We start from the raw sequence: 26115 nt of genomic DNA on the forward strand, positions 1-26115 counted from the left end.
CAGAGGTTAAAGTCGTTGATTGACCGCTTCCTGACGAGCTTCAGGTCTTTCTCAAACCGGTTGGTATAGGAAAGCGTATACATTACAGTTTAGCGAAGAACTCGTCTATATCGGTAATCTTTTTGGAATACCGCATTTTAAGGAGCCAATTTGGCACCTTAAAGCAAGGCGATCATTCAAAGTATCCGCCGATGGTGTTCACCGAACAGGGTGTTGCGATGCTGTCAAGCGTAATCAACAGTAAGCGAGCGATCCAAGTCAACATCTGCATAATGCGGATAAGGATCTAAATTTATTTTTTAATTGGGCAAAAATTAGTAGCTATGAGGCTAACCGGTGCGATTACAAATTCAATTCGACAAACCAACGCCATACTCATTGGAGATCCCGCAGCCCGTGTATATATCGGTGATTCTGTTGTGGGTTGAATTGATTTTGGCAAGGTGTCGCTTTTGCAAATAGATAATATTTTTAGTATTTTTGCACCTATAATATTACGATTTAAACCTTAAAAAGTCTATGTAAAACAACAATTATGAACTTGGACCGCTACGTTTATTTCACCAACAACGATTTTCATGATTACGAGTTCTACAGTGAAGGCCCAAATGGAAGGATACAAAAAGTCGTCAGGTTTGCATGTATCCAGCAGGGTAATCCTGGGGTGTATAATTTAGGCTTTGGAGATTTAAACAGCGAGGGTGTGGTTGATGACACCTCTGTCAGTAATAACGCAGACAGGGATAAGGTGCTTGCAACGGTAGCCTCCACCATCATAGACTTCTGTAATCGACACGGTGATCATTACATATACGCATCAGGCAGCACACCCTCCCGGACGAGGTTATACCAGATGAGTATATCTCGACTATGGGATGATATACAAGTTGATTTTGAAGTCTACGGATTAAAAGACAATGAGTGGCACGAGTTTAGCAAAAACACCAACTACACAGCGTTTTTGGTAAAGCGAAGATAATTTATTAAATTTGAACTTCTAAAAACCGAAAAGGAGAGGTATGCCGGTTTCAGTAAATAAACGTACAGGGGCTACAAAAGGTCATACAAATGCAGTGCTTAGCAACCAGGTGAAAAGCTATGCAAATGACCCTTATTTTGTGAAGAAAGCGGAAGAGGCAAAAAAAAACATCGAGAAAGTTGGGCTGCCGAATCCTAAAAAACGGTAAATCAAGTCGTTGATTGACCGCTTCTTGACGGGCTTCAGGTCTTTCTCAAACCGGTTGGTGTAGGTGGATATTGCGGTGCAAGCTGACCCCCATCGGCTAGCTTTGACTTTCCGGATATCAGCACGATTGATCCAATCGCAAACCTTGTACAGACGTGTATATCCCCTATCTTCTAATAGGCTCAAAACACCATGCTCATAAGGTAAATGAGCTGCACCGATAACAACAAAAACAGGCTTGGATTGCATGATTTCATCGATTCCGTCTGCCATTTTTTTGTTTCGCCGAATGCTTCAATTTGCGGAGCAATTTACCGATGAAGAAATTGTCGTTACACTGTCACGACCAAGTTTATCAGTATTAGCGGCAAGATATTCTTAATCGTGTATTTCATTGCTGTGTCTTTTCGTTGTCTCTTTGGATAGTTTGACATTATTACGATATCAATCCAGGAAATATAAAAAACTTTTTGCGATATCGTACTTATTCAACAGATTTCTTGAATGGCTGAACAGAAAAATGTATTATTGAACATGCATACTCACACGGCAATATCCGTTGATGACGTTTTAATGCGCGCTAAATAAATATGATGATGAAAACAAGAACAATCCTTTTAGGCATATGCGCCTTTATTTCCATTACTGCTTTCGGACAAAAAGCTGATAAAAACGGCTGGATTTCACTTTGGGACGGGGAAACCTTGGACGGATGGAAAGCCAGTGAGAATCCGGCTTCCTTTTCCGTTGAAAACGGGAGCATAAAAGTAGATGGTCCACGGGCTCACCTGTTCTACGTCGGTGATATTGAAGGCAGCGACTTTACAAATTTTGAATTCAAGGCCAAGGTGAAAACTGCTCCCTCTGCTAATTCAGGGATTTTTTTTCATACAGCATATCAGGAGGAAGGCTGGCCTTCCAAAGGATATGAGGTACAGGTGAATCAGTCTCACAGCGACTGGAGAAAAACAGGCAGTCTCTATTCCTATGATGATGTACGGGAGGTACATGTTGATGACAATGAATGGTATACACAGCATTTCATCGTAAAGGGCGATTCGATCACAGTAAAAATCAATGGTAAAACAGTGGTAGAATACGTGGAGTCAAAGGACCAGAAGAGGTCCAGCGATAAAGGAGAGCAAAAATTTGACAGCGGTACTTTTGCCATTCAGGCTCATGATCCTGAAAGTGTGGTCTACTTCAAGGATATACAGGTGAAGCCTCTCCCATAAACAAGTGAAGTTTCATTTTTATCTTTGAAAGGATATCATAACCATCGGAATATGCTCGGCCATTTCGTTAAATTTAAATGAGAACCTACTATCTTTTCAGCGGATTGGGGGCAGACCATCGGGCATTTCAGGAACCATCGAATACCGTACATATACACGGCACCGCTGACCGGATATTGCCCTTCCGCTTTGTAAAGGCAGACTATGTGATACCCGGCGGCTCGCACCTCATGGTGGTAAACCGGGCAAAGGAAATCAGCGATATAATAGCTGGCATAGGTTGATTACGTTTTGCTACACACCGAAAAAAATTGCTCCTCTCCTACTCGCGAACTTGGTGGCAGGATAGTGAAACAACGTTTTGGAATGACTGGATTTCAACGATAAGTTGATTGCACCGGAGCGAAGTGGTTTCGCCCGGGTCAGATACCGCTATTTCTTCTTCTTGGCCAAATCAGCGCGGACTTTGTGAACGAATTCAGTGGATACTTCGGCAATGTCAGCAGCCTGCTCATCGGATAAGCCAAGTTTGACGATAAGATTTTCAACTACATCATAGCTTTTCTGTTCTGAGCCTTGCTGTAGTCCTTGCTGCCGTTCCTGCCGTTTTATAGCTTCTATAACACCCATATTGATTGTGCCTCCTGTCAGTTGTACCACTTGTTCATCAAACTTAGAAAAGTTTGTCATGCAAAACAAACTTTTCGGTCTCTCATCGGCCATTTAAGATATACACTTCGATGAAACATACGATTTATTTTCTGATCATCTATGAAAATGAAGTTTTTCAGGAACACCAAAAAGCTGGTGATGCGGTCCCGATCGTATTCATACCGTAGCAGCGCCTTGGCAATGGTAAGCCTGTCCTCGCCCAACTCCTCATCCGGCACTTTGCCTTCTAGCAATGCCTTTTGGCAGGCAAGCACGATGAGTGAGAACGGATTCTCCATCGCCAGGAGTTCCTCCTCGGCATGATCAAAGATCTGGTAGGCAAGATACCGGAAATGGATCGTGGTGCGGATGCCCTGATGCCAGTATTCCGATGGCCTGCGCTGGCTTTTCCTGCCCGTGAAAACCGCAATGGTTTCCACCGGTACACGGTACCTATCCAGTAAACGGTAATGGTACTGGAAAAGCCGGAAGGCGAAATCCACTTGATTGCCGCCCTCTATCTCGGTATGCAGCAGTATCCATTTTTCGGTCCCATCCTTCAGGTACACTTTCACCAGAAGGTCCGCAACACGCTTACCTTTCTTACGCTCCCTGTCGGGAATGATCTCGAGCAATTCCTTATCCATGAATTCCAATCCCCGGGCGAAGTCGAACAGTTCATCGGCATTGAAATAAAGGAAGCGCATGAATTCAGTGAACCATTCCTCAAAGGCGCCTTTGAGCAACTCGTCGTTCTGCTTGGGCGGTTTATTATTGGTTTGGTTTCGTTTACGAAGCCCCCCTCAACGACAAGTACTATCAATCCAGGCAGAAAGAAAATGTAGTAGCTCCGATGGAACTTGAGAGTCTATCCCACACACGAATATCCTGATCGATGGGTTGATTGGATACGGCTTTTTCAATGACCCGAAATCGCTGATAGATACGGCGAAGCATTTGTATATCCATGGCAATAACCTTTTTTCGATCTGACAATTTTGTGTTATATTTGTTGATAGGTAACAAACGTTTTTAGTCATGAGTACGCTGGAATTAAAGGATATGTTGATTCATCGGATTGCCGAGATCGACGATGTGCAATTTCTGAAAGCCCTTAAAACGATTTTGGATACGAAAACCGAAGCCCAAACCATCAACCTTACCCAAGCGCAGATTCAGGAAATCCAAGCCTCTCGCGAGGATATCGCGGCAGGCAGATTTGTTGAGCAGGATGACTTGGATGCCGAATTCAATACATGGCTAAAAAGAAAATAGTATGGTCTCACAAAGCGCGGATAAAACTCTTCGAAATCATGGAGTTTTATGCCAAGCGGAACCAAAGTACAGCCTATTCAACCAAATTGTATAAACTTTTTACCAAAAACACTCGCCTGCTGCTCAAACATCCGAAACTCGGAATCAAGACTAGTGTTGAGGAAGTTAGAGGGCTGATCATTTCAGACTACATTCTCTTTTACGAATTCATCGATGACACGCTTGTGATCCATACATTGTGGCCCTGCAAGCAAAATCTGGAAGATCTGGTAATTAAATAGCTAAGGAATGATTTGACAATAGCTCCCGAAATTCATTACCTATATGCTGGCGGGCCGTTGACGCGCTCGTGGCGGTCACTGTTTTTCTGCCAAAAAAAACCTGCAACGGTGAGGCTTGTCGGCCTGGTGGACAACGAATAGCCGAAGAAGTGCAATCTGAGTAGAGCGATAGCCGGACTGAGTTCTCTCTTTCTAAGATTTATTTCTGAATAGAAGATAAATAATCGGCCAAACGAAAGGTAAAAAAACAATGCCTGCCAAATTCAGCCAATGTATTTGTCTACGTCTTTTACCCATATCGTAAGCAACCCAAAAGAAGGATACCACGATAAGACCTAACGTAACAAAAAACAGAAGTTCCATAAACAATTATAATAAATTTTTTTAATATTTCTAATTAATAGCGCAGGATGCCGCAGCCATAGAAGCGAGGAACACCGCCTTTCCGTATCATCGATATCTACGTACGCTACTTATTTCTTCAATTTGGCAACTTGTATAGCGATGAATTCCGGCAAATAGTCGGGCGTACAATTTTTTGCCACTATTTGGTCTCTGTAAAGGCCTGTTCGTTCTCCAAGGGCTATGCATCTGGAACGAAATTCTTCTTGAAAAATCCCAATTTGAGCTGCAGTAAAATTCATCGCCCATTGGATTGCCGTCATTGCTTCTAAAAAGCGGAAGTTGTAAGTTTGTGTTGCAAAACAAACTACAACAGGGTTAAAAGTAGGGGAATAAATTTTGTCGGATAAGAGTTAAAAACATGAAGTATACACCTGAAGATGGCTTTCCATATTATCTGGACTTTGTAAAAAAGTTGGACTGTCTGCCACTTTTTACGTCTGAATCGACTTATAATTTTTTAAATTCAATCAGTGAAGAAAAAGCACTTTATCGTTATAAAACAGATAAATGGAGCATAAAGCAAATTGTTGGGCATATAACTGACCACGAAAGGATAAAGATATTCCGAGCCTTTTTAATGAGCAGAAATATCGACGTGGAACTATGGGGATACGACCAAAACTTATTGGTAGATAACAGTCGATTTGAAGAGTTAACATTTCGTCAACTTTTGACTGACTATAAAAATGTAAGGAACGCAACCATTAGTTTTATAGAATCCTTATCCGAAAGTCAATTGAACATAAAAGGTCGGGCTCGGCAATATGAAGTCACACTGGAAGATTTTTTAAAATCCATTATTGGACACGAAATCCATCATATCAACATTATCAAAGAAAGCTATCTTTCGCAATGGGATTAATACCAGCGAAATTCTTCGAATGGTTCGATCTGGCTTTCCCGGAAATCAGTGTTCACTCTAAAAGCTATTCAAAACGAAGCCCAGAAACGGAGAGAATCGGGGCTTCAAACTATCCAAACTATAAACCTAAATGGGACCTGCACTTTTCTCGAAAGCGCAATTGCTAAACTGTAATCTACCTCCATTTGGGATGATATGGCAAACGATAATTAAAGACTTTCAATCTCCTTGATGGATAGACCAGTGCCTTTGGCAATATCTGCTATGGGTACACCCATATTTTTAAACTCCAAAGCAATCTTGCGTTTCTCGGCCTCTGCTTTGACGCGTTCTTTTTTGGCACCTTCTTTAAGAGCCTCCCTGCGAACTGTATCAAATGCATTCTGTGTATCCCATTTTGCCTTTAAACTCGCTTCGTATGCCACACGTTCCTCCTTTCTTAATTTTGCGAATTCCGATATCTTGAAGATAAGCTGAAACACGCGCTTATCCAAAAATGTCGGAACCTTATCTAGGGTGCTCATATGCTTCAGTAGGTACATCCACTTGTCCATGTCCGTGAGCAAATCATCACCGGTTTTCACAAAATTAACGATTTCCAAGAATTTAAAACCTAATTTGTTGTAAAATAATTTACCGGATGTCTTTTCCATCAGTGCAATATCATGGAAGTACTTGTCTTGTTCACCGGCATCCATACTGAATTCCAAAATGCCGATCAAGTAAACCGCTGGCAGTTGGTAATCATTTGATTCTTGTCCTCTTTTTAACAACCGCTGGATCAGTCGCGATACGTAGAACAATGCCCTATCTTTAAAATAATCCTGCCGGATACGCTGCATCTCCACGATAAAATATTCGCCGTTGTCGCCCTTGCACTGCAGGTCGAAAATGACGCGCTTGTCCGTGCCATCCTCTCCATCGTGTTCATGTGGAGCGTATTCAAGTTCAGCAATATGCTTCTCTCCCCGAAAAAGGTCGTTCAGGAACTCTATGAGTATTTCCTTGTTTGGCACCCGGCCGAATAGATGTCGGAAACCCCAGTCCGTGAGCGGGTCTATGAATTTCCCGATGGTAGGTTGTTTTGGATGTTGTGTTTTCATACTCCAAACATGAGAAACTCATATCTACTAGCCGGATATAAACGTTTATATCCGTTTATTTCCGGCTATGGGCAGGTTTATGGATTCCTTAGCTAGAAGGCGTGCATTTGATATCAGCACAGGCATCTATCGGTTCCCGAAGGAAAGGGCCGTCGAAATCGCAATCATTACTGCGAAGGAATTCTTTGATGCAGTCACCCAGTTAAAAGAAATAGGCGATCGTTATTTCGGCGAGGGGATAACTTTCATCGGTGATAGCATCTATGTGCTACCTCCCTAATATCGTTGGAATCGAAGCAACCGCCTTACTGATAGCATTTTCCCGATAAATTACACTAAAGGTCCCTTCATATGTGTTGAATTCCTCCTTGAATTCACCATCGTACAAGCGGTCCTTTTTGAGATTGACCGAAAACCTCGCCAGAATACGGCTTTCTATGTTATCAAATCCCAGTATTTCAAAGCGGTTCATTTTGGAAGAGTCCAAGCTATACGTGGCCGCGATACTGGCGCAGAGCTCACAGCTAGGTATTGTCACACGGGCATCAAATCCACCCAGCTTACCGACAAACGACGGATCTCTTTTGAAAATAAATGCTATAAGTTCATTATTTTGGCCCGACGCTTGAATATAAAAGGTACTATCGTTGCTGTGACGATACCCCTGAACAGCGTTTACCTTCCAATCGACACCGTTCTTTTTAACCCGGAAAACGAATTCCTGCTTATCTTCATTTTCCATTTTGGCTTTGGAACACCCACTTACGACTACAAATAAAATAGCACAAATGATAATTGTATATTTCATACACAATACTTAAACGTCCATGTTAAAGGTAGCATAAAATTGAAAAAATAGAAATTAAACTATGATACTCCCTAGTTCCGTTGGATTCAAGAAAGAGTGTCTTACGAGTATTGTTCAATTTTTGGGGAAGTACTACATGTTCAAAAACGGACAGCAAGTGTTCGTATTCGAACAGTGCTTTAAAGTAAAACAGGTCTTGAACAAACCCTAAAGGCCGTTTATATAAAATGGCTTGTTATTTGAACCCCATTTATCATTCTAAATTTATATGATATGTTCAACCACTATTTTCGAATTGCAATACGATCGATAGCTCGTTATAAATCTTACGCAGCAATTAATATTTTCGGCTTGGCCTTAGGACTTGCCTCCTGTATATTAATCTTTCTCATCGTTAGGAATGAACTTAGTTATGATCAATATCATAGGCATGCGGATAAAACTTATCGAATCACTTCGCTGGGTTTAGATTATAATCCGAGCGTTTCTTTTGCCGTCGCCCCGGCTCTTAGAAATGATTTCCCGGAACTGGAACATGTTTCACAATATTATTATTGGCGGGAAAGCATGATCGAAATAAACCACGATCGTTACATCATAAAAGACATCGGCGCAGCCGACAACGAATTTGCAAAAATATTCGATTTAGAATGGTTGGCCGGCGATCCCAACTCGGCACTGGAAGCGCCTTATACGATCGTACTGACAGAGAGTACCGCAAAACAGTATTTTGGAGATCAGAATCCCATGGGGCAGACAATCCGTATGGACAACGATTGGGAGCTGAAGGTAACCGGCCTGATCAAAGATCTTCCAAGTAATAGCCATTTAACATTTAAGTCGCTGGTTTCATGGGCGACATTTCATGATCAAACAACAAATTATTGGTCTATACAGGGAGGATACTTATATATTACCCTGCCGGATAATCTAGCTGCCCGCAACATTGAGCAAAAGCTTCCTGCGTTTATTAAGAAGAACTGGGGTGAAGACGTTGAAAAAGAAGGCCAACTATTATTGCAACCGCTAACGGACATACACTATGACCAACGATATCTCGACCAAACGAGTATGCCGCGCTCTAAAAAGAGTATATACGGCTTAGCGGCAGTTGGCCTATTTATTTTACTAATAGCTTGTATAAACTTTGTTAATATGGCAACCGCATTTGCTGTAAAACGCTCCAAAGATGTGGGTATTCGAAAGGTCATAGGAGCCAAACCGATCCAGATCATGAAAGGTGCGCTTTCGGAAATAGTCGTTCAAGTGACCATCGCATTAGCCGTAGCATTGGGCAGCTTGCTGTTATTTATCCCGTATGCGGAAAGGTTCTTTGGTACACGTATTACCTCCAGTCAGCTTGTACAGGCTGATGTTGTCATTGGTCTTTTCGTTATTTCACTGTTTGCGGTTTTGGTCTCGGGCCTGTACCCCGCGCTGATACAGTCGCGCTTTAACCAGTTGCAGATTTTAAAGTCGTCGTTCTCAACAGCTGTTAAAGGAAATACAACGTTAAAAAGGGGGTTGATCGGCATCCAGTTCTTGGTAACTCAATTGCTCATTATCAGTACATTCATTGTTGCCCAACAGATGGATTTTTTTCTGAATAGAGATATCGGTTTTGATAAAGAATCGATTATAACTTTTGATGTGGGTAAAAATCCGGAGGGATTACGCCAGCTACTTTCAGCCCAACCGGGGGTTAATGACTTCAGCTTCGCCTCGGTTGCACCGGCTTACAATATAAACTACATGCCATTTAATGCGCCTCACTTAGGCATGAATGAAGTAGATGTGACCGAAGCGAAAGTAGTGGATGAAAATTACCTCCCGATGTTTAACCTGAAGATGTTGGCAGGTCTGCCCATTGCGAAGCGAGCAACCCCGGACAGTGTCTTAAAAATCGTCGTTAATAAAACGTTTATAACACGATTAGGCATACACCAGCCGGAAGATGCTGTGGGAGAACAAGTGACAGTGGGTGATCGCAGGGCGGAAATTCAAGGCGTAGTGGCCGACTTTCAAAGTGAATCGAAGCATAAAAAAATCAGAGCCTGCTTTCTTTACTACAGTCCTGAAAGATTCTATCAGGCAAGTGTGAAGCTTCAGCCAACAGGCATCAGACAAACAATTGCAGCCATTAATAAGGAGTGGTCAGCACTCAATCCTGAATCGATATTTAACTATGAATTTATTGATAACAAGATTGCTAGATTGTATGAGCGCGAGCAGACGCTTTATAATACGTTTAAGGTTTTTACTGTTATCGCCATCATCATCAGTTGTGTAGGATTATTGGGGCTTGTGTCTTTAATGGCCGTTCAGCGCGTAAAAGAGATCGGCGTGCGCAAAGTTCTAGGTGCATCGGTCAAAAATATTGTGATGCTCTTTTTAAAAGATTTTGTCATACTAATCTTGGTAGCCTTTGCCATAGCAGTACCCGTTGCTTGGTATGCAATGAATAGCTGGTTGCAGGAATTTGCCTATCAGATTGAAATTACACCCATACACTTTATGGTAGGATTGCTGGCCACCCTCGTTGTTGCCGGAACTACCGTTTTTATCCGCAGCTTCATCGCCGCTACAAGCAATCCAATTAAAGCAATAAAAGAAGAATAGTGATTAGTCGCGGTACCCCCTCTTATTTGTCTTCTATGCCCCTTGTGTCTTTTTATATTTCGCTGTAGCTTTACAGTAACAAAATACGTAACCTTTTAAAACGAGATACCATGGTGACACTGCAGTTCTCTAAAGAAATCAAAGCGCCGGCCCAGAAAGTCTGGGACACGCTTTGGAACCCAGAAACTTATTTAACATGGACGAAGGCCTTTAACCCGGAAGATGCTGGCGGATCTATCCAGAGCGACTGGCAGGTGGGTGGAAAGACGCTCTTCTTGGACAGTAAGGGCAGCGGCATGGTAAGTACCATAAGGTCCAAAAACGAGCCCTATGATGTGGTATTTGAACACCTGGGTGAAGTAACTGATGGCGAAGAAGATACCACGAGCGAAAAAGTGAAGGCTTGGGCCGGTTCGCTGGAAGAATACCACCTTTCGGAAAATAACGGCACCACCACGCTCACGGCTTCCGTACAAACAGCGCCGGAATGGGAAGAGCATATGAATGTTGCGTTTGCCAAGGGCCTGGAGGAAGTAAAGAAACTCTCCGAACAAGAAAATTAACTACACAAAATAAACAGCAGCATGGACAAGCCCGTAGCTAAAACCCTGACCATCGTTATCCCTGCCTACCGCATGCATAGCCAGCTATTGAATAATATGCTGGATGGTATCCGGGAGGAAGATGCCCAAAAGCGCATAGCCGATAAAACCAATCATTTTGCCTGGATGGTCGGCAACCTGGTCAATTGCAGGTATTGGCTGGCCGAACTCTTGGGTATTCCCGAAAAGGACCCCAACGAGGAGCTGTTCAAGGATGCGAAAGCGCTGGATCCCTCCATCCAATACCCACCGCTGGATGAGCTAAAAAAGCAGTGGCATAAGATCTCGCCGCTGCTATACCAGAAATTATTATTGGTGGAGGAAGAGGAACTTAGCCAGGCGTATGCGTTTGGGATGGATACGCCCTATGTCGAGGAAAACAAACTGAACATGGTGGGTATGAGCCTGGACCGTGAAAGCTACCTGTTCGGTCAATTGGGCCTGATGCGAAAGGCCCTGGGCTATGAGGGGGTAAGGTATGACCTGGATGATCGCTTAAGCTATTAAGGCTAACGAGGCTTTTATTCGTCTTTGTTTGCTTCAATCAATTTTTGCATATTGAAATTGAGGTCGGTTAGTTTTTTACCGATGCTTGAGAAAAATTCAATATCGGCATTTTCAATTTTCGTCAGCGCAATTTGTAATGTCTTCTTTCCGCTTGCTGTCAGTGTTACAATTTTTGCTCTTGTATCGGTATCGTGTTCCCGCCTGGTAACCAACTTTTTTGCTTGTAATGTCCGCAAAACTTTGGACACCATCATTCTGTCAAAGTTGCTGAGATTGGCAATGTCCACTTGCGTTATGTTTTCACGTTGGTTGGACAGCCACGCGATAGAACATAACAAAATAAACTGTGTGGGCGTCAAATTCAGCGGGTCTAACACTTTCTTTTGTTTGCGTTGCCAAAGCAAAGTCAGTTGGCCTAACAAATAGCCGGGACTTTCTTCTGGACTTTTAAACAGAAATTTGACCTTATCAGGCATATTTTTATTTAGCTAGCGGGATTGATTATTTTGTTTCCAAAAAAGTGAGTTTATAACCGTCAAGGTCTTTTACGTGAAACGCCCTTCCAAAAGGGGTCTCCATGATCGGAGTTGCAGTGGTTATTCCGTTTGCAATGAATTGTTTTTTCAGTTCATCAACGTTTTCGGTCACGGCAAACCAAAGAGCAACACCTGTGCCCAATTCCTTGCCGTCTAGGTCTTCAAGCGGTGTTCGGATAGCAAAACTTGCTTCTCCTTTGTTGTATTTGAAAACGCAGGCTTGTGGATTTGTTTCCCCGATTTCAAAACCCAGCTTGTTGGTGTAGAAATCTTTTGATGCTTCTAAATCGTTTACTTGCAACGATGCGAAAGTTAGTTGTCTCATCTTACTATCATTTAGTTATGTTGCCACAAATATAATATACATAACAACAATATACAATTATTTTTTTCAAGCACTTCTTAATCCACGCGATTTTTGGTCTGTAGATAAGCCATCAGATGCACGATCTCCTGTTCATTCAAGTTTTCAAAAAGTCCGGGGGGCATCATGGACACCGCGGCCACTTCCCTGGATTGGATCGTTGATTTATTGATCAACACGGGTTCTTCCTGTCCCACCACACGGAGCGTTAGTTGCCTTTGATTCTCGCCGACTACGTTGCCGGAGTAGGTTCTGCCATCACGGGTATTGATCACGACCATTTTATACGCATCCTGAATTTCTGCGCTCGGTTCTAAGACATTCAAAAGGATATAATTGACATCAGCCCTGTTTGATCCGGTGAGATCAGGTCCCATCACGCCCCCTTCAGCATACATCTTATGGCAGCTCCCGCAGGTTTTTTGAAAGAGGACCTTCCCTTGTTTTACGTCCGCTCGTGCGATGGCCTCTTTACTGAGCATCTTTCGGTACTTTTCATAAGCAGCTTCATCACTTGCTACCTGCTCGATAGGGCCCCATATTTCTATAAACCCGCTTCCTACCACACGGAGCAGCTGCCGCGCAATATTTGCCGGCACTTCTTTTTTAGGAATTCGCTTTGCCTTGATTTCTTCCATCAGCATATTCCCATACCGTGATCGTGATGAAAGGGTCTGAACGGCTTCTAACTGCTCATCGGAACTGAAATTTTTATAGTTATCAATCAACATTTTCCCCAATGCGTCATTATCAAAGGCAGCGACAGCACGAATGGCGTCTTTTCGCAGAGCGGGTTCTTGTAAGAGCTTTGGCAACTCAACCGGCAGCTCTTTTTGCTGTTGGGCGGTCAATACCTGAAGTGCCTTCTTCCGCTGATCGATCGGAGCGCTTTTGTCTTTAAGAATGGCAAAAGCCCGCTGTGTAGCCTCTGTATCTCCAAATAATCCTGAAATATCCATCGCCAATTCTTTTATGCTTCCGTTGCTTTTTTGTAGTTTTTCGGAAACAGTCTTCCAATTGGCTGGTATCTGAATATCTGTTCGCCCTTCCATTCCATTGAGCATCCCGGTAAGCAAATGCTGCGTATTATTCCCACCCTTTCCAATCAACGCAACGAGCCGTTGTGATTCATCCCCGTCCATTGCTCTTCTCGCAATGTATTGGGTGACCATCGGAATCTGCGAAGCTGTGGAAAGTTTCAAAAACTTGTCTGGATTTTTTTCCATCAACGGCGCGATGCCATACCAAATCATCTTGGGCAGATTGTGGTCGTTTTCATCCGCTTTATGCCGCAAAAGATTGCTAGCTATGGCCCACTTCTCTTCGGTATCGATCCGCTGCAAGGCAGCCGCCAAGTATAGGCGGACTACCGGAGATGGATCGCTTTTTGCCAATGACTGGAACTTGGACAACGCCGCTACTGAAGGTGATCGGTCTTCGCACAGCAATTGGATGGCCCAAGCTCTCACATACGGGTTTTTATCTTGCAATGACTCCACCAATTCGCTTTGGCTTAGACCTCCGATGAGGTGAAGGCTCCACATGGCCCTCAACCGCCAATCCGGATGCTGATTTTTCTCAAAAATCGATTTCAACTGCGCGTGGGTGCCGGCGTGTAGCTTTTTGGAAGCGGCCCTTTTTTGAAGGATACCTCTCGCCCTCCGAGCGTGCCAATCGCTGGCATTGGTCTGAAGTTCAACCAGCTGCTTATCGGTCATGGAATTGAGATCTGTATACCTTCCGGCAAAATTCTTCGCAAGGGACTTGGAAGGCATGATCCTGAAAATCCGACCGGTCTCCTCATTCAAGACCTCCTGCCCACAAATATCGGCATCGTGCCAATCGAGCACATAAAGCCCCCCATCCGGACCGATCTCCATGCTGAAACCTACCCATTGGGCATTGTTTGCCAGCATGAATTCGTCCCCGTGCTGGCCCTCAAAGCCCGAGCCTTTGGGCACCAAGAGATCGGACAAAACCGCATGTTCATGGATATTAGCCATAAAAATCTTTCCCTGCTCTTCTTTCGGAAAAGCATCAGACTGGTATATCCTTGCGCCCCCGTGTGCCGAGCTGTGGCTGTGGTTGGCAATTGTCTTGATGTCTTCATAGACATAGGGGCTGAAATGCTGCCCCCCTTGTCTGTGGTAAATGCCGCCTGGAATCACATGCCATAAATGGGGGATCACACAGGCCGTCATAAAGAATTGGCCATTGGCATCATAATCGATGCCCCAAGGATTGCTGAATCCGTGGGCCACTACTTCAAAACGCTGTTTAACCGGATGATAACGCCACACGCCGCCATTGATATCGACGCCGTCCGCTTCGAGCAAATCTTCAGGAAACGGGTCGTTGCGAAAATAAAGCTTCGCATCCCCGTTGGGCTTCCTGATCTTGGATGGCGTAGCAAACCCCTGCAACCCGTACAACCAACCATCTGGCCCCCATAGCAAACTATTGAGTGTTTCGTGCCGGTCGCGGATACCCCATCCGGTCAACAAAATTTCAATATCTTCCATCTCTGCCTTGTCATCGCCGTTTTTATCAGGCACAAACAGAAGGTTGGGCGGTGCCCCTACGAAAAGCCCGTCAAAGCCCACAGCAATAGCAGCAGGGAACGCCAAGCCCTCCATAAACACGTCCTGGCGGTCTGCCTTCCCATCACCGTCGGTATCTTCCAAAATCAATATGCGGCTGGTGCCTGCATTGGAAAAACCGTGGCCACGGGATTCATAGTCTTTATTTTCGGCTACCCATAAGCGCCCTTGGTCATCCCAGCAAAAAGCCATAGGCTGCGTCATCATCGGCTCTGCTGCCCACACATTCACTTCGTATCCCTTTTTGACCGTCATCGACTCCACTGCCTCTTGTGGGGTCAGAAACTTGGCGTTCCTGCCTTCTTGCTGAGCCAGCGCCCAAAGCTCCGTGACACTGTGCATCCCTTCTTTCCCAGAAAACTGGCTCCAGGCTTCGGTCATTTCCACATCGTTCAGTTTCCCGGAATAAACCACCAACCGGTGCTTCAGCGTTTCGGTCTTGCCCTTTTCAATATTCCAGTCGCTATCCCGGGTATAGGCAGGTCCCAACCCCAGCTGACCATCCACACGCCACTTATTGGGATACCCCCTGTTGGCCGGGTGGTCAAAAATAGCCACATTCGCCCAGTCATCCTGCCCGTGCACCGCCATGCCTACATTCGCCCATATTGCTGGCTGGCCTTCTGCATGTTCGTTTTTCTTGCGTGCTGAATTGATGATTTCACCTTCGACACCCTCCTTCCAGGGCATCCGGAGGAACAGTCCACCGTAGTCATATTTGCCTATGACCACATCGGTTTTGGCCGTTCCATTCCATGTCCAGGAGGTATTTGCCACCGATCACCTGCATTGACCAATTCTGAGTCTCCTCCATTACTGCGTTTCCGCTTTCGTCTAGCAGTTGATAGATCGTTTGCCACTTGACGGTGTCCCCTTCCTCCTCCAGGACGTTTGCCGCCACTTTTTTCCAATGGTCACCTTGGAAGTTATGGAAATAATCCCGGCCATTCACCCGCGTAAGCCCCCAATATAGTCCGGTCTGATGCTTGTGATGGTCCGGACTATATTCGGTCAGCACCGTCTCTCCATTTGGTGCCACGATCGGATGTATGTACGGCCGGAAATCGTCCTTGGCATGTTGAACCAGGATAGGTTCGTTGCTATCCGCACGGAAGACCGAAATCGTACCATCGTTGGCATTATTTTCAATTTTCAACGCGACGGGATTCGGGGATTCGTCCGCCCCACTCGACGCTCCCTTAGGAAAATTGCAACTGTAAAGAACACAAAAAGTCAAAAAAAGTAAGCCGTTTAAGGCATTGGCAGCATGTTTCATATACGCTAAATCATCTATTAGCTTTTCAGACTATATTCTATAGATCCGTTTATAATTTTTCGCTTGGGTTTGAGTTGGAAAAGTAGCTACTGCCATTAATGAGAATCATCATTAGTCCGTTAACTTGAAATTGGTTATCACAAAGTTCGGTAACTCACCTTGTATATACAAGAAAATTAATTCGCTTCCATATCGGTAATTTCATTTTCCTTGTTTTCGGGGATTGTCCGGCACTGAACCGCAGCATACCTTTGTTTTTACACAACTTGAGGTATTATGAATACAAAAACAAAAACTGTTGCACTTGCTTTGATTGCTGCTTTCGGGGTCTTATCGTGCGCCAAAGACGACGACACCAATCCGGACGGTGGTGTCAGCCCCTACGGTTTAACGGGGAAACTCATCTACACTTTTACTAGCAATGTGTACCAGCTGGACTTGCAAACAAACCGGCAGAGCACTTACTTCACCTACAATACGTACGGCTTCAACAACTGGGACATGAGCTGGGATGAGCAGTTCAGGCTGACCAATGAGCGGGAAGGCGGGGTATTTGATGTGGCTAAAATTACGTTGGTACGCAATGAAGATGGGGCTATTGTGGATGAATTTGACTACGACTCGCCTTACGGAAACGACACCGACACCGAAGCTTTTCTCTCTCCGGACAATGCAAAAGTAGTATATAACCCGACGTTTGACAATGGTATTGTCATTACTGATCTGGACGGAAACTTGATTATTCATCTGGAGTCTGTGACGGTAGGGCAGGAAACAGTAGCGTTTGGAATCAGCGATGAGGTGCTATGGCTTCCTGACAACAGTTTGCTGTTTACGTTGGACAATCGGTATATACTCAGGGCTGCGCCGCCGTACACCAGCCTGTCGTTGGTGAAAGATATGCCCTACACGCAATGGGGCAACCTGAGGGTGAATAGGCAGGGTACACAGCTTGCGATGATGGTGAGCAATCATATTTATGTGATGGATATAGACGGCAACGATTTGCGGCAGGTGACGGAGAGCAGTGGCGGAGAAATTCATGCCGACTTTTCGCCGGACGGGGAGCATTTGCTGGTAGCGAAGAAAATCGGGCCGACATTTTTTTACTGGAATCTCGCGGTGGTACCGAACGACGGACAGGTTTATAACATGGATGATAGTGAAGCGGTGATGATCATCAAGCCCGAAGGTGAAAACACCCTGCCAGCGGTTGATGGCGGCACGTTCTGGATTGAATAGCAATATTCAATTGATTCGGCTCATATGTACTTCATCTCTGAAGCTTTATAAATCAAAGCGGCTACGTTGCTGGCATTGAATTTTTTGAGTAACGTCCTTCGATAGCTTTCGACGGTCAGGTGGCTGATGAAAATCTTTTCTCCGATCTCGTGTGAGTTGAGCCCCCGGGCAAGCAGTTCGAGCACTTCTTGCTCCCGGCGGGTCAACAACGGGAAGGTATCTTTTGCCTTCGGGTGGTTGATCAACCGGTCTATTTCTTCGCTCAACCCGGTCTGGCCGGCTATTGCTGAATGGATACAGGTTCGGATTTCTTCGGCAGATGCATTCTTTAGTACATATCCCGATGCGCCTGCGTCGAGCATGCGCCGGATGATGCTGTACTCGTTGCTGTTGCTGATTCCGATGACTTTGATATCGGGGTTGGTTTTCGTGATTTGGCTACACGCTTCGATCCCGTTGATATCGGGCAAGCCGATGTCCAGCAGTACCACGTCCGGTTTTTGTTGTTCTATAAAGGCTATTGCCGGCCGGGCTTCCTTAAAATCGGCGAGCAGTTCAAATTCCGGCAGGTGCTGCAGCATGTAAGCAAAGCCTTGCAACACTACAGGATGGTCGTCTACGACGATGAGTCTGATTTTTCTTGTCATATCGGAATTGTTATGCTGATGGTGGTGCCTCGGTGCGGCTGGGTATCTGTTTCCATCCGACCATTGAGTAGGGCTACCCGGTTTTCGATGCTTTTAAGTCCTATTCCACCGGTTTTTAGATTTAGGGCGTCAAATCCTTTTCCGTTGTCTTCCACAGTGAGAAACAGGTGGTCCTTCTCGTCGCTGCACTGTACGATGATCTGGGAAGCGTCTGCATGTTTCAGCGCATTGGTGAGCAATTCCTGGACGATGCGATAAACGTTTGTCATTATGGTACCGGTATACGCTGGTTTCAGGTCTAATCCTTGGAACAGTATGCGGGTACGCAGGGAATTGAGAAACTTGCACAGGTCGGAAAGCGCGTGTTCCAATCCGATATTCAGCAGTGTTTCGGGCATCATATTGCGGGCGATACGCCTTAATTCATCGGATGCTGTGTTTAAATCCCCGATGACAAGCGACAACTCTTCTTCTTCCTCCACCTGCGGTGCAGCGCTTAAACTACGTGAAGTCAACGCGGATAGGCGGAGTTTTATGCCCGCCAGAAGGCCCCCTAAGCCATCATGCAGGTCGCGGGCGATTCGGTTCCGTTCTTCCTCCTGGACGTGCAGTATGGTTTGGTATTGGCTCAGCCGCTCCTTTTGTGTCATGGATTGGAGTTTCTCCTTCGCTAGCTTCCATAAAAAGAATGCAATGACCGAGGCCAATAAACCTAATGATGCGGACAGCATAATCCAAATCCGGTTCTTATCCAATGCCAGCCGCTGTCTTTGATTGGCATCCTGCAACCGGAGGATTTCGTTTTCTTTTTCTAGGGTCTCGAACCGTTTTTCGAGCGCCAGGATTTCATTGGTATTGTCTGCGCGAGAAAGGCTGTCCTTCGCCAGTGCGTATCGCTGCATCTGCTCGAAAGCTAAGTTGTGATTGCCGAGTTTGTAATTGATATCGGCCATTTCACGCAAATGCAGTAAGGTGTCTGCCGCGGTAACCCCAAAATCATACTGATTGGCTTGCAGCAGCATCTTTTTTGCTTCGGTGTACCGGCCCTCGTCCCGGTAGGTTTGAAATAATTCGTAGTAACTGTCTCGGATGGCCTTATCGTCATACCCGGTTTTTTCAAACGCTATGGCCCTCAGGAGATAATCTTTTGCCGTATCGTATTCTTTTACATAACGATGATAACGGCCCTCTGTGCGGTAATAATAAGGAATGTCTGGGGAATGGGGCATGGATCTGCTCAATGCAGATGCCTGATCGAGATACTGCCTGCCCCGTTGCAGATTGTCGCCCAGTATAGCTGCGTTTGCTGCGTAGATATAGGCCGTGAATAGATTCCGCTTGTCGCCTTCCCCGTGTTGCAACGCCTGGATAGCCTGATCAAAATACCGGTCCGCCCGGTCATATAGCAACTTATTGGTGAGCAGCAGGCCAATGTTGGTCAAACCGTTTGCAGCAGCCAAACTGTCTCCAGCAAGGCGGGCATAGGGGATCGCCTTGTCTATGATGACCTGCATGTATGCTTCGGGACGGTCTTCCAATTGATAAAGGATGCCGTAATTATTCCAAACTTTAGAGCGGTATTTATAAGACACGGGATTTTGGTATGCAGAAAGCAATTGATCGGCATGCATATACGCCGTTCGGGCGCGTTCAATATCATGACTGAAAATCACGTTGGCGGTGTATAGGTGGACCAGTCCTTTCTGAAAATCAGAAGCACGACCGGAAAGGAGCTTTTTTGCTTCATCTATAAAATGATAGGCTTTGGTTGTGTCAATTTCGCTCCAATAAAGGCTTAAATCAAGATAGCCGGTAAATTTTTTGTCTTGGTCCGTGAGGTTTTTGATGACCGCAAGAACGCTGTCGGTATACCGGTTTTGGGGCATTGTCTGCTGCGCAAATGCCTTATCATTGATAACCATAAGCAGTAGACACAGAACGCGTTTAATGTGAGCCATTAAAACGAATTTCGACAAGATACGGCAGATTTGCAAACGACAGGCAACTTTCCGGAAGGGCTGGCCTGCAAGCTGGATTGTATTACTCCCGAAAATGCTTCGCCACCATGGCAATGGCATCATACATGTCGAATGGTTTCCTGATGTAGCCGACAGCTCCGCAGGTTTTTGAAATGTGAGCGATGTTGGGAGAAGCTGATATCATGATAACGGGGATATCCTTCGTCTCTGGACTGGCTTTCAGCTCCATGCACAGCTGGCTGCCGGTGGTCCAAAACAACCGCTGGTCAAGCAGAATGAGACCAACCTTGTTTTCCCGGAGAATCTTAAACATCGATTTGCCATTGTCCGTGATCACTTCGTACTGTTCGTATTCCATGATTTCGGTGATCAGGGCAGAAACATCCAAATCGTCTTCAATATAAAGCAGTTTGTTTTTCAAAGTATTAGGTCGAAGTTCATTAGTAGATTATTCTCGGCAATTGCCGCAGACGCAAAGCTAAATAAAACGTTTTAAATTGTCAAATGGCAAGTTTGTACTGAAATTGCATTTAACTGATACAATGTGTAAGTTTGAACCGAATCGACCAGTATCGCATATTCATGAGCACTTACCGTTATTTTTTCAGAGACGACTACAGCGAGGGCTGCCATCCGCGTATTTTGGCTGCGCTTCAAGAAACTTCCTTATCACAACAGATCGGCTACGGCAATGATGTGTATTCGGCGGAAGCGAAATCACTGATCGGCGACTTATTGCCGGGTCACGATGCCGATATTCATTTTGTTTCGGGTGGCACGCAGGCCAACTTGATTGTGATCGGTGCAGCATTGCGGTCGTATGAGTCGGTCTTATCGGCGCAGACGGGCCACATCAACGGCCATGAGGGCGGTGCCATCGAAGCGGGTGGACACCGGGTGGAGGCCATAGACACGCCGGATGGCAAGTTGAATGTGGAGCTCCTGACGCCCTTATTAGCCCAATCGGGCGTGGTGGGAAGTACGCAACCGAAGATGGTGTATATCTCGAATACGACGGAATTGGGCACGCTGTATACCAAGGCGGAGCTGAAGGCGTTGTCGGATTTTTGCCGCAAACAGGGATGGTACCTTTACCTGGACGGTGCCCGCCTCCCGGCGGCGCTGATGGCTGAGGACAACGACCTGACGCTGGCGGACGTGGCGGAATGGACGGATGCGTTTTATATCGGCGGCACCAAAAACGGTGCACTGCTGGGTGAAGCGATCGTGATTACGCACCCGGAACTTAAAAAGGGGTTTAAACATTACCTCAAGCAAACGGGTGCAATGCTGGCCAAGGGGCGGGTGCTGGGGTTGCAATTCCGTGAATTGTTTCGTGACAACCTGATCTTTGAGCTGGCTGCTCATGCCAATGCGACCGCGCTGGGCATGGTGTCGGTTTTTGAACAGCTGGGATACGCCTTTTTGGTGCCGCCGCAGTCTAATCAACTGTTTCCGATACTGCCCAAGAGCATTATGGAGGAGCTGGCAAAAAACTACTTGTTTCACCAATGGAAGCAACTGGACGGGGAACAGGCGGTGATACGCCTGGTGACTTCGTGGGCGACACCGGCGACGATTTGCACGCAGTTCCTGGGGGATCTGACCCGGCTGACAGCTGACCGAACTTATCGCCGGTGATCGATAAGGGTAACGCTTTTGCGCGAATTTTCGGGAAACTTGATCCGGTTGATCTCGGGTATGGGAGCGAAACTGATGGTAGGGCTCACGCGCAGCTTGGCCCGGAACCGGTCTTTGATCTTAGCCATGAGCTCGTCTGTAGGGTGAGCGGCGCCAACCCGCACGGTGATCTCATCTTCCCCGAACTCGTCTCTGGATAGCTCGATGACGTAATTTTCTACCGCTTCAAAATCGTTCAGTAAGTCAAACATCGCGGGTGGGTATAGCGTAGTCCCTTTGTATTTGATCATCTGGTTATTGCGCCCGATGACGGGTCCGAGGCGCATGGTGGTACGGCCGCAGGCGCAGGGTTCGTAATGGGGCTGCAGGATGTCTCCGGTCTTGAAGCGCAGCAGGGGCATGCCGGATACACCTAGGGTGGTGACGACCAGCTCGCCGGCCGCTCCTTCGGGCACAGGGTTATTGTCGGCATCGACGAACTCGGTGATGATCAATTCGGGGTGATGGTGCCCGCCTACCCCATGGCTGCATTCGGTAAATGCAGTGGCCATTTCGGTGGAGGCGTAGGTGGAAAACAGCTGGATACCCCATAGGCGCTGGATACGCCCGGCCAGGGTGTTGAGGGAGAAATCGGGATGGCGCAGGGGTTCGCCGATGCACAGGGCCTTTTTGACGCTGCTCCCCTGAAAGTCGATGCCGTTGGCCTCGGCATACTCGACCATCTTGAGCAGGAACGACGGGACACAGACGATGGCATCCGGCTGCACCCGCGCGATGGTATCCCACTGCAGTTCGGGTACGCCGGAGCCTACCCGCACGACACCCATTCCGGCCCGGCGTGCGCCGAGGAAATAGGCCAAGCCCGCCATGAAACGCCGGTCGATGGTGGTGGTGAGCTGGAGGGTTTGGCCGGCAGCCATGCCCATGCATTGGTAGGATAGCGATTCGTTGTACGCCAGCCGGTCGAGGTCGCCGTCGGTAAGGGCCAGCAACACGGGGTCGCCGGAGGTGCCCGAGGTGGTGACGTAATCGGTTACTTGCGCAGCATCGACACAGCGAAACGCGCGGTTGTGCTGGTGGAGGTCGTCTTTGGTGGTCACCGGAATGCGCGGCAGGTCTTCCAACAGGCGGATGGCCCCCCAATCGATACCCTGGGAGCGGAACAGCTCCCGGTAATAGGTGGAATGGACCCGAAGGTAAGCCAGCAATTGCTGCAACTTTTCTTCCTGAAACCGCTTAACGGCGATTTTATCGGCTTGTTCGATGGCTGGTATGGGTATCATATTTTTGCTCACATTGCTTAATCCGTTTTTCGATCAATGCCCTATCGGGCGCGGTGGTCACTTCTTTGCCGGCGGCCTGCCGGAAAAAAGACAAAGCTTTTGCATATTGCCGTTGACTGAAATAATATTCGCCGATGAGAAAACTGGTTTTCCAAAATTCGGGATTGAGCTGCAGGAAATGCGCCAGCGTATCGTCAGGCAACGGTGCCTTTGCGGCGATGGCCGCATTCAGCTCCTTTAGTTTTTTCCGGAAGGTTTGATAATTTTCAAATTCAACGGAGTGCATGAACTGATCAGCCGGGATATCCAGCGCATGGCTGGCCAAGGGGATGTCCGTGCCCGACAAAGGCGCTTTGCTGAATACCTCGTCCAGATCATACGCGACAAACGCACCCAGTTGGTAAGGATTGGCCGATACCCACATCCGGCGGTCTTCGGGCTGGAAGATGACGCCATGGTGCGCGAGCAGTTGGTTAATGGCCATTTCGTTGCCATACCCTAGGCGTGCACCCCCTTTGCCCTCGCGGTTGCGCAGCGCGGCAGCCGCCAGCGCGGGAGTGAGCGGCGGCGTAGACGCGATCAGCTCATGCATACGGTCAAACCGGTATTGGGAATGGCTCTCGGCCAGCCGCCGCAGGTTATTTCGGTCCGTTTGATAGGGCTGGCTCTGGAAATGGTTGGCACACACCAGCAGCTCAGCGCTATTGGCTACTTCGTATACACCGAACTTCTGGGGCGATACTTCGATGAGGGCCGCCCTCCCATCTGCCGCACTGCCTACAAGGATGGATTCGGAAACGAAGACTTCGTGTTGCTGGGCGATGTGGATGGCCTCATCGATGGTAGCGGCGTATTGGAGGATCTCGCGCGTCAGGAGCGATATGGGTGTCTTGGCCTGAAGCGGCCGGTCTGACTTGCCGGCATTGATGGTAACGGTGAGCCCTTTTTCATTCATGCCGGATACCGCTCCGACCATGCCCGCCCAGGTGACCATGGCGTGGTTATACCCGCTGTCGGGCTGGATGAAGGCGACGATCTTCTCTTCGGAGAATGCATCGCCCATGTAGAAATCGAAATTGCGCCCGATCAGCAGCTTTCCGTCGGCGGTCTGCGACCCCCAGGCGGCAAAAGAGGTGCACCCCACCAACGCGAGGTCACGCAGGGCGTGCCCGATGTCATGCGCGCCATGAACGTACAGCAGCCGCTGATACGGCGGGGCCATGAAGTTGAAGGTGTCGGACGCCGAACGGGAGATGCCGTATATTTCGCATTGATATTCGATGGGGATATGGTCGGCCAGCCGCCGGTTGAAGAAACGGAGGAAACTCCGCAGCAGGCGTTGCCGAAACCGCGAAGGCACTAGCTCATCTACCCGCGAAAAGAAAGCTGCCTCTTGCTTATCGAGCAGCTCCTTGGTCAGCATGCCCATGGTGAGCCCCCGCTCCGAGGGGTCGCCGGTGACGAATAATTCCCAGATGCCCTGTTGGTTTTTGCGGAGTGTGCCGTGGGGCATCACATAGTAATGGGGCGACGGCGCCGCCCGCTCCCCTACCTGGGTGCCGTACTGGGCCACTGGCGGGAGCCGCTTGACACCCGCACAGGAGGTGACCAGTAACAGCGCCGCCCACGCTGAGAGGATGCCTATCTGATAACGGGATAACTTCGACAACTCAATTTTATAAACCAACCACCAATCGCTACCTCAACAAATGCGTCACCGCGCGTACCGCGCGGTCGTGTTTCTTGACAAACGGATTTTCCTTATCCCATACATAGCCGGCCAATACGGAACACACTTTTCGGCGGACGTCTTCATTGACCTCTTGGTGGAAGAAGAATTTCTGCAGATCACCAGAATACCAATCGCGTATGTAGGAGCGGAACACGTTGATCCCCCACAGCATGTGCTCTTCGTATTCGCGTTCCCAATCTACCGCGTCGCCTGCCAGCTGCCTGGCCGCGAGCTTGGCGGCCAGCGCCCCCGATTCGGTCGCGAAGCAAACGCCCGAAGAAAACACGGGGTCCAAAAACTCGGCGCTGTTGCCCGTGAGGGCGAAACCTTCGCCATAGAGCTTCTTTACCGCCTTGGCGTACGACACGATCTGCTTCGGCTCAAACAGGAAGTCCAACCCCTGGAACCGATCCCGGTAATGCGCCGACTGCTGGATGATGTATTGAAAGGTACGGGCATTATCGCCTTGATGGATGGCGGCTAACCGTTCTTGGGGGCACACCAATCCCAATGAGGTCCGCCCATCAGCAAAGGGGATCACCCAAAACCACTCCTGCTGCGCTAACACATCAAAGGTAATACGCGTACCTTCGACCCCGCCAGGCCGACGGGCATCCTGTACGTGCACAAACGTAGCGGCCATGGGTGCAAAAGTAGATGGGCTGTCCAAATCCAGCAAGCGGGGCAATACGCGGCCGTAACCACTGGCATCGATGAGGTACCGGGCATGGATTTCCGTGCGGTTGCCCTGCTCATCGCATACGGTGGTCAACGAATCGGTACCGTCAAACACCACCCGCTCTACCGTGGTGCCAAAGGCGATGTCGACGCCCCGGCGTTGCAGGATATCGGTAAGGGTCTGATCAAATTCGGCCCGCGGAAGCTGCCAGGTCCAATCCCACCCGGCCGAGAATTTCTGGCTGAAATCGAACCAGCACACCTCATCTCCACGAAGAAAGCGGGCGCCGAACTTCTTTTCGAATCCCTTGGCTTCTACCCCCTCGACGAATCCGGCTTCGTCAAAATGGTCCATGCAACGCGGTATGAGGCTCTCGCCGATAACGAAACGCGGGAAATGCGCGCGCTCGACGACCTTTAGCCTGATGCCCTTTTGGTGCAGGATGGACGCCGCCACTGCCCCCGAAGGCCCGGCTCCGATAACTAAGACATCAACGTGCTCCGAAGTCATGCTGTATGCGGTATGGATGCGCCAAACTTAGACAAAGTTGCATATAAAAGCAAGTTTGTCTAAGTTTGCATCCGCTATAATTTATGCATTTC

At 47.4% G+C, this 26115-nt stretch carries 27 protein-coding genes and 1 pseudogene; 13 read left to right on the forward strand and 15 right to left on the reverse strand.

All coding sequences use genetic code 11. The features are described from left to right. Nucleotides 1-122: 122 nt before the first annotated feature. Together ACMGDE_RS09890 and ACMGDE_RS09895 are read left to right on the forward strand one after the other, a co-directional pair. Nucleotides 123-290, forward strand: a complete 168-nt coding sequence (locus ACMGDE_RS09890; RefSeq protein ID WP_436832624.1) for an ORF6N domain-containing protein — start codon at nucleotides 123-125, stop codon at nucleotides 288-290. A gap of 245 nt (nucleotides 291-535) precedes the next feature. Beyond that, nucleotides 536-979 carry a DUF6934 family protein gene (locus tag ACMGDE_RS09895; RefSeq protein WP_436832625.1) on the forward strand — a complete coding sequence of 148 codons (444 nt, stop codon included), beginning with the start codon at nucleotides 536-538 and terminating at the stop codon, nucleotides 977-979. Nucleotides 980-1111: 132 nt separating this feature from the next. On the opposite strand, the gene ACMGDE_RS09900 is transcribed toward ACMGDE_RS09895, so the two are convergent. Beyond that, on the reverse strand, nucleotides 1112-1477 hold the full coding sequence (locus ACMGDE_RS09900; RefSeq protein WP_436833113.1) for a TraB/GumN family protein: 366 nt from the start codon (nucleotides 1475-1477) through the stop codon (nucleotides 1112-1114). Between the two features lie 305 nt (nucleotides 1478-1782). Between ACMGDE_RS09900 and ACMGDE_RS09905 the strand changes: the two genes are divergently transcribed. Together ACMGDE_RS09905 and ACMGDE_RS09910 are read left to right on the forward strand one after the other, a co-directional pair. Next, nucleotides 1783-2421 carry a 3-keto-disaccharide hydrolase gene (locus ACMGDE_RS09905; protein WP_436832626.1) on the forward strand — a complete coding sequence of 213 codons (639 nt, stop codon included), beginning with the start codon at nucleotides 1783-1785 and terminating at the stop codon, nucleotides 2419-2421. 77 nt (nucleotides 2422-2498) lie between these two features. Continuing rightward, the gene (locus ACMGDE_RS09910; protein ID WP_436832627.1) at nucleotides 2499-2705 is read left to right on the forward strand and encodes a hypothetical protein; all 207 of its coding nucleotides are present in this window, start codon (nucleotides 2499-2501) and stop codon (nucleotides 2703-2705) included. 148 nt (nucleotides 2706-2853) lie between these two features. On the opposite strand, the gene ACMGDE_RS09915 is transcribed toward ACMGDE_RS09910, so the two are convergent. Next, the gene (locus tag ACMGDE_RS09915) at nucleotides 2854-3111 is read right to left on the reverse strand and encodes a hypothetical protein (RefSeq protein WP_436832628.1); all 258 of its coding nucleotides are present in this window, start codon (nucleotides 3109-3111) and stop codon (nucleotides 2854-2856) included. Then, nucleotides 3108-3818 carry an RpnC/YadD family protein gene (locus ACMGDE_RS09920; RefSeq protein WP_436832629.1) on the reverse strand — a complete coding sequence of 237 codons (711 nt, stop codon included), beginning with the start codon at nucleotides 3816-3818 and terminating at the stop codon, nucleotides 3108-3110. Before ACMGDE_RS09920 ends, ACMGDE_RS09915 begins: the two co-directional genes overlap by 4 nt. 292 nt (nucleotides 3819-4110) lie before the next feature. Between ACMGDE_RS09920 and ACMGDE_RS09925 the strand changes: the two genes are divergently transcribed. The 3 genes from ACMGDE_RS09925 (at nucleotide 4111) to ACMGDE_RS09935 (ending at nucleotide 5895) form a co-directional block, all read left to right on the forward strand. Next, entirely contained in the window at nucleotides 4111-4347 is a 237-nt protein-coding gene (locus ACMGDE_RS09925; RefSeq protein ID WP_436832630.1) for a hypothetical protein, read from the forward strand. Beyond that, nucleotides 4329-4628 carry a type II toxin-antitoxin system RelE/ParE family toxin gene (locus ACMGDE_RS09930; protein WP_436832631.1) on the forward strand — a complete coding sequence of 100 codons (300 nt, stop codon included), beginning with the start codon at nucleotides 4329-4331 and terminating at the stop codon, nucleotides 4626-4628. Before ACMGDE_RS09925 ends, ACMGDE_RS09930 begins: the two co-directional genes overlap by 19 nt. A 763-nt stretch (nucleotides 4629-5391) precedes the next feature. Next, complete coding sequence (locus tag ACMGDE_RS09935; RefSeq protein WP_436832632.1) at nucleotides 5392-5895, forward strand: DinB family protein; 504 nt, start codon at nucleotides 5392-5394, stop codon at nucleotides 5893-5895. Nucleotides 5896-6104: 209 nt separating this feature from the next. On the opposite strand, the gene ACMGDE_RS09940 is transcribed toward ACMGDE_RS09935, so the two are convergent. Then, nucleotides 6105-6998, reverse strand: a complete 894-nt coding sequence (locus ACMGDE_RS09940; RefSeq protein WP_436832633.1) for an Rpn family recombination-promoting nuclease/putative transposase — start codon at nucleotides 6996-6998, stop codon at nucleotides 6105-6107. Nucleotides 6999-7077: 79 nt separating this feature from the next. On the opposite strand from ACMGDE_RS09940, the gene ACMGDE_RS09945 reads away from it, so the two are divergent. Further along, nucleotides 7078-7278: a macro domain-containing protein gene (locus tag ACMGDE_RS09945; RefSeq protein WP_436832634.1), complete on the forward strand. Its 201-nt coding sequence runs from the start codon at nucleotides 7078-7080 to the stop codon at nucleotides 7276-7278. Here the strand turns inward: ACMGDE_RS09945 and ACMGDE_RS09950 are convergent. Then, the gene (locus ACMGDE_RS09950) at nucleotides 7267-7806 is read right to left on the reverse strand and encodes a hypothetical protein (protein WP_436832635.1); all 540 of its coding nucleotides are present in this window, start codon (nucleotides 7804-7806) and stop codon (nucleotides 7267-7269) included. The two genes, ACMGDE_RS09945 and ACMGDE_RS09950, sit on opposite strands and share 12 nt — an antisense overlap. 273 nt (nucleotides 7807-8079) lie before the next feature. Between ACMGDE_RS09950 and ACMGDE_RS09955 the strand changes: the two genes are divergently transcribed. The 3 genes from ACMGDE_RS09955 to ACMGDE_RS09965 all read left to right on the forward strand — a co-directional run bounded on the left by ACMGDE_RS09955 (nucleotide 8080) and on the right by ACMGDE_RS09965 (nucleotide 11534). Further along, a complete protein-coding gene (locus tag ACMGDE_RS09955; protein WP_436832636.1) occupies nucleotides 8080-10425 on the forward strand; it encodes an ABC transporter permease in 2346 nt (781 codons plus the stop codon). A 110-nt stretch (nucleotides 10426-10535) separates the two neighbouring features. Continuing rightward, complete coding sequence (locus tag ACMGDE_RS09960) at nucleotides 10536-10988, forward strand: SRPBCC family protein (RefSeq protein ID WP_436832637.1); 453 nt, start codon at nucleotides 10536-10538, stop codon at nucleotides 10986-10988. Nucleotides 10989-11009: 21 nt separating this feature from the next. Further along, nucleotides 11010-11534, forward strand: a complete 525-nt coding sequence (locus ACMGDE_RS09965) for a DinB family protein (RefSeq protein WP_436832638.1) — start codon at nucleotides 11010-11012, stop codon at nucleotides 11532-11534. Between the two features lie 14 nt (nucleotides 11535-11548). Here ACMGDE_RS09965 and ACMGDE_RS09970 read toward each other — a convergent pair whose 3' ends face one another. The 4 genes and pseudogenes from ACMGDE_RS09970 to ACMGDE_RS09985 form a co-directional block, all read right to left on the reverse strand. After that, nucleotides 11549-12010 carry a MarR family winged helix-turn-helix transcriptional regulator gene (locus tag ACMGDE_RS09970; protein WP_436832639.1) on the reverse strand — a complete coding sequence of 154 codons (462 nt, stop codon included), beginning with the start codon at nucleotides 12008-12010 and terminating at the stop codon, nucleotides 11549-11551. A 25-nt stretch (nucleotides 12011-12035) separates the two neighbouring features. Further along, nucleotides 12036-12395 (reverse strand): VOC family protein, encoded by a 360-nt coding sequence (locus ACMGDE_RS09975; protein WP_436832640.1) that lies wholly within the window; start codon nucleotides 12393-12395, stop codon nucleotides 12036-12038. A gap of 77 nt (nucleotides 12396-12472) precedes the next feature. Next, nucleotides 12473-15415, reverse strand: coding sequence for a PVC-type heme-binding CxxCH protein (locus ACMGDE_RS09980; protein WP_436833114.1), 2943 nt, complete (start codon nucleotides 15413-15415; stop codon nucleotides 12473-12475). A gap of 45 nt (nucleotides 15416-15460) precedes the next feature. After that, nucleotides 15461-16310, reverse strand: a pseudogene (locus tag ACMGDE_RS09985) (DUF6807 family protein); the annotation flags it as partial. 276 nt (nucleotides 16311-16586) lie between these two features. On the opposite strand from ACMGDE_RS09985, the gene ACMGDE_RS09990 reads away from it, so the two are divergent. Next, entirely contained in the window at nucleotides 16587-17552 is a 966-nt protein-coding gene (locus tag ACMGDE_RS09990; RefSeq protein ID WP_436832641.1) for a TolB family protein, read from the forward strand. Nucleotides 17553-17572: 20 nt separating this feature from the next. Here ACMGDE_RS09990 and ACMGDE_RS09995 read toward each other — a convergent pair whose 3' ends face one another. The 3 genes from ACMGDE_RS09995 to ACMGDE_RS10005 all read right to left on the reverse strand — a co-directional run bounded on the left by ACMGDE_RS09995 (nucleotide 17573) and on the right by ACMGDE_RS10005 (nucleotide 20599). After that, on the reverse strand, nucleotides 17573-18199 hold the full coding sequence (locus ACMGDE_RS09995) for a response regulator (protein ID WP_436832642.1): 627 nt from the start codon (nucleotides 18197-18199) through the stop codon (nucleotides 17573-17575). After that, nucleotides 18196-20157, reverse strand: coding sequence for a tetratricopeptide repeat-containing sensor histidine kinase (locus tag ACMGDE_RS10000; RefSeq protein ID WP_436832643.1), 1962 nt, complete (start codon nucleotides 20155-20157; stop codon nucleotides 18196-18198). The genes ACMGDE_RS09995 and ACMGDE_RS10000 overlap by 4 nt, the downstream gene beginning before the upstream one ends. 82 nt (nucleotides 20158-20239) lie before the next feature. Continuing rightward, entirely contained in the window at nucleotides 20240-20599 is a 360-nt protein-coding gene (locus tag ACMGDE_RS10005; RefSeq protein WP_436832644.1) for a response regulator, read from the reverse strand. Between the two features lie 161 nt (nucleotides 20600-20760). Here ACMGDE_RS10005 and ACMGDE_RS10010 point away from each other — a divergent pair, with 161 nt between their 5' ends. Then, nucleotides 20761-21819 carry a threonine aldolase family protein gene (locus tag ACMGDE_RS10010; protein ID WP_436832645.1) on the forward strand — a complete coding sequence of 353 codons (1059 nt, stop codon included), beginning with the start codon at nucleotides 20761-20763 and terminating at the stop codon, nucleotides 21817-21819. On the opposite strand, the gene flxY is transcribed toward ACMGDE_RS10010, so the two are convergent. Genes flxY through ACMGDE_RS10025 form a run of 3 tightly spaced genes read right to left on the reverse strand, consistent with a single transcriptional unit; the run spans nucleotide 21807 to nucleotide 26023 of the window. Then, nucleotides 21807-23102: a flexirubin biosynthesis putative acyl-CoA ligase FlxY gene (flxY, locus tag ACMGDE_RS10015; protein ID WP_436832646.1), complete on the reverse strand. Its 1296-nt coding sequence runs from the start codon at nucleotides 23100-23102 to the stop codon at nucleotides 21807-21809. The two genes, ACMGDE_RS10010 and flxY, sit on opposite strands and share 13 nt — an antisense overlap. Then, complete coding sequence (locus ACMGDE_RS10020; protein WP_436832647.1) at nucleotides 23068-24771, reverse strand: C45 family autoproteolytic acyltransferase/hydrolase; 1704 nt, start codon at nucleotides 24769-24771, stop codon at nucleotides 23068-23070. Before ACMGDE_RS10020 ends, flxY begins: the two co-directional genes overlap by 35 nt. 28 nt (nucleotides 24772-24799) lie before the next feature. Beyond that, on the reverse strand, nucleotides 24800-26023 hold the full coding sequence (locus ACMGDE_RS10025; RefSeq protein ID WP_436832648.1) for an NAD(P)/FAD-dependent oxidoreductase: 1224 nt from the start codon (nucleotides 26021-26023) through the stop codon (nucleotides 24800-24802). Nucleotides 26024-26115: the final 92 nt, after the last annotated feature.

The organism is Parapedobacter brassicae, from assembly GCF_051400755.1.
Taxonomy (GTDB): domain Bacteria; phylum Bacteroidota; class Bacteroidia; order Sphingobacteriales; family Sphingobacteriaceae; genus Parapedobacter.